Consider the following 2,611-nt stretch of genomic DNA (forward strand, 5'->3'; position numbering starts at 1 on the left):
CATTTCGATATCGGCAACGTGTAATACATCATCTACTTTCATCGTTTTTTCACGATCCAATGAAACCCCAACTGAGGTATTAATCATGAGGTTATGCCTATCATCAATAAAATGAAAAGAACGTATTGGGGCAAGAAGCAGTTCTAACTGCTTACCTTTTGCAGAGCCAATAAGGACAAATTCATCCCCCCCTAAACGAAAGGATTGGCCTGACCAATAAGTTGATATTTGTTTAGCCAGCAACTTGAGAACTTCATCTCCCGTTTGATGACCATAGGTATCATTGATAGTTTTAAAGTTATTAATATCAAGATAAACAACTGTTCTCGCGGAAGGAATGCCTCTGGAATATTTTTGATATAGAGCTCTACGATTTTTAAGTTTGGTTAGGTTATCTATAATTGATTGCAGATATACATACCAAATCACACTTATCATTAATAAAGAACTAAGAATTAAACTCCATATTATGATTTGAGTCAGATGTTTTTCTTTTTTTATAATCTTGCGCCAATCTATCTGACTATCATACTTATTGATGATCGGATCAGTATCGATTAAATTAATCGCAGATGTAAATAAATCCGCTATTACTTGCCCTTTCTCTGTTTTCACAAATCCAAAACCTAATGATGACTGATGAAAGTTTCCGATCAGTTTATCTTCGACAATCGGTAACAATGCATCATTATCTTGAAGCATTTTGTTGTAGTTTGACTGGTTAAGAACACCCCCCTCTGGCAGGGTAGTTGTCACTATTAAAATTTAACCAGTTTGGGCGATAAAGAGTAATTGTGTCTCGTATCTCAGTAGAAAGAAAAGAAGCTATATTGAAGAAGCTCTTACCTCCCTATTCGATGTCAGTAAAAGAAGTGTCGGAAGAAGAAGGAATTAGCACTGCGACCCTGTATCATTGGCGCCAGCAACTCAGACGTTCAGGAGCCGCCGTGCCAAATAGCAACACTTCATCAGAGCAGTGGTCTGCTCAAACTAAACTGGCCATTGTCGCTGAAACCTACTCAATGACAGAAAATGAACTCAGCCAATATTGTCGTGAAAAAGGCCTTTTCCCAGAACAAATCCAAAGCTGGCGCCGCGAATGTATGCAAGGGTTTAAGTCGAGTAAAGAGCAGGAAGCTGAAGCAAAGAAGCAAGCTAAAGCTGACAAACTTCAAATCAAAGAGTTGAAGAAAGATTTACGACTCAAAGAAAAGGCGCTCGCTGAAACGGCCGCCCTCCTGGCACTAAGAAAAAAGCTGAGAGCCTTTTACGGGGAAGAGCCAGAGGACGAATAACCTCAACCGATGAAAGGCAGACCATAGTGACTCTAATTCTTGAAGCGAAGCAATGCGGATGCCGTTTAGAGCCAGCTTGCCATGAAGTTCAAATTGACTTGAGAACTTATCGTCGCTGGTATCAGCAAGGTGAAATACAAGCTGACAAAAGGCCAATATGCATTAGGCCTGAGCCTGCTAACAAGCTGTCGCAGGAAGAGCGTGATGCGATTATCGAGGTGTGTAACCGCTCTGAGTTCGCAAGCTTACCACCGACTCAAATCGTCCCGACACTGCTTGATAGAGGTGAGTATATCGCTTCTGAATCGAGCTATTATCGAATACTGGCAGCACAGGGGCAACTTCACAAACGAGGTCGTCAGCGGAGCAGACAGAAGCAAGCGAAGCCAACCAGTTACACAGCGACGGACTCGAACCAAGTCTATACGTGGGATATCACTTACTTACCTTCAAAGGTACGAGGCCAACATTATTACCTGTATGTCATCGAAGATATCTACAGCCGAAAAATCGTGGATTATGAAGTGTATGAGCGTGAGTGCGGTGAGCTGGCGTCACAGCTTCTGCAACGGACGTTGATGCGAGAGCAGTGCTTCAATCAAGCGCTGGTTCTTCACTCGGATAACGGTGCGCCGATGAAGTCGTTGACGTTCAAAGCTAAGATGGAAGAGTTAGGTATTACCTCATCGTATAGCCACCCAAGAGTCAGTGATGATAACCCGTATGTCGAGTCATTGTTCCGCACGGTAAAGTACATGCCAAGTTGGCCAGTAAAAGGCTTTGAAACGATCGACGGTAGTCGAAGTTGGGTTGAAGCCTTCGTACGCTGGTACAACACCGAGCACAAGCACAGTAAGCTAAATTACGTCACACCTTCAGAGCGTCACAATGGAAAAGATAAAGAGATCTTGAAGCGCCGTGTAGAGGTATTGCTTGCTGCAAAACAGCGAAAGCCTGAGCGGTGGTCTGGTGATATCAGGAACTGTGCGCCTGTTGGTGAGGTTCACCTGAATCCAGAAAGAGAAGCCGCTTAATAAATAAGCGAATGATGACAACTACCTTGAAAAACACCGAACAGCATAATCCGTTTTTCCATCTAATAAAGATTGAATTTGCTCTTCCCGTGAATGCAATTTTACCAGCCCTTTCTGAGGTAACATCTTGGTTAAAAGCTGATCATAATAATCCCCTTTTATGACACTAATTCGCTCAATAATCATTTCTGATACATTCTTATAGGTTGCATCACGATAACCAGAGCGTTTCACCATTATGGCTTCTGTTGAGAAATAACGAGGACTGAAATACATATCTTT

The 2,611-nt window shown here is 42.4% G+C and carries 2 protein-coding genes and 1 pseudogene; 1 reads left to right on the forward strand and 2 read right to left on the reverse strand.

Translation table 11 applies throughout. The features are described 5' to 3' along the window. The coding region (locus FH976_RS16125; protein WP_194091687.1) for a GGDEF domain-containing protein at positions 1 to 756 on the reverse strand (756 nt) is incomplete at its 3' end. 38 nt (positions 757 to 794) lie between these two features. Between FH976_RS16125 and FH976_RS15555 the strand changes: the two genes are divergently transcribed. Continuing rightward, a protein-coding gene (locus FH976_RS15555; RefSeq protein ID WP_407701659.1) for an IS3 family transposase occupies positions 795 to 2,329 on the forward strand; the annotation gives its coding sequence in 2 pieces (ribosomal slippage) (positions 795 to 1,248 and positions 1,248 to 2,329; 1,536 coding nt in all). A 21-nt stretch (positions 2,330 to 2,350) separates the two neighbouring features. On the opposite strand, the pseudogene FH976_RS15560 reads toward FH976_RS15555, so the two are convergent. Further along, a pseudogene (locus FH976_RS15560) lies at positions 2,351 to 2,611 on the reverse strand (transporter substrate-binding domain-containing protein); the annotation flags it as partial.

Source organism: Vibrio hibernica, from assembly GCF_015223435.1.
GTDB classification, from domain to species: domain Bacteria; phylum Pseudomonadota; class Gammaproteobacteria; order Enterobacterales; family Vibrionaceae; genus Vibrio; species Vibrio hibernica.